The organism is Thiohalocapsa marina (assembly GCF_008632335.1).
In the GTDB taxonomy this organism is placed as follows: Bacteria; Pseudomonadota; Gammaproteobacteria; order Chromatiales; family Chromatiaceae; genus Thiohalocapsa; species Thiohalocapsa marina.
On the sequence record NZ_VWXX01000084.1, the window covers coordinates 1 to 836 of the forward strand.

1 protein-coding gene is annotated in these 836 nt (G+C 63.6%); it reads right to left on the reverse strand.

Going from position 1 to position 836, the window contains the following annotated elements; genetic code table 11:
* On the reverse strand, window positions 1-776 hold a 776-nt coding region (locus tag F2Q65_RS19285), incomplete at its 3' end, for a transposase (protein WP_246156405.1).
* Window positions 777-836: the final 60 nt, after the last annotated feature.

Consider the following 836-nt stretch of genomic DNA (forward strand, 5'->3'; position numbering starts at 1 on the left):
CGAAACGGCTTGGCCATTGTCTTATTGAAATGCTCGATGAAGTCGGCGATTTTGGCCTGCAGGTCCTCCACTGACGAGAAGTTGCCGCGGCGGATGACTTTGCGTGCGAGGATGGAGAACCAGATTTCGATCTGATTGAGCCAGGAAGCGTGTTTTGGGGTGAAGTGAAAGACGATGCGATGGGCCGGATCGCGCAGGAAGCGCTCGCGCGTGGCCATGGACTTGAGGATGCCGCACTTGCCTTTGATCCCAAGATCGCCGGTGAAGCCGATCTGCTCGGCGACGAGGCGCACGAGCGCCTCGGAGCAATGGATGTTGAGGTTGTCCATGATCAGGTGCCAGTGTGTCTCGGGATCGCGGCATGCAAGCAGCGCCGCGAGGTAGGCGGCGAAATCGGTCTCGGTGCGCGTCGGGCCGAGGCGATAGAAGACGTTGCCGGTGACGACGCTGAAGGCGGCGATGAGCGTGAGGGTCCCATGGCGGATGTACTCATACTCGCGTCGCTCCGCCAGGCCGGGGCGCATGGGCTGGGTGGGTGCGGCGCGCTCGAGCGCCTGCACGCCGGTCATTTCATCGAGGCTGCGCGTTTCGATGCCGGCAGCGGCGCGCTCGGGCGCGAGACGATAGGTCTCGCAGACATCCCGGCTTTTCTCCTCGAACTGCGCGTCGCGCGGGGTATTGAGCCAACCACGGATGCGATGCGGCTTGAGGTCCACCTCACGCAAGAAACGGCCGACCGAGGGCGCGGAGATCGCCTCAACCAGCCCCTCCTGCACGGCCACATGCGCCAGAGCGGCTTGCGTCCAATGCGTCTGCACCAGGTTGTACGCACTCGG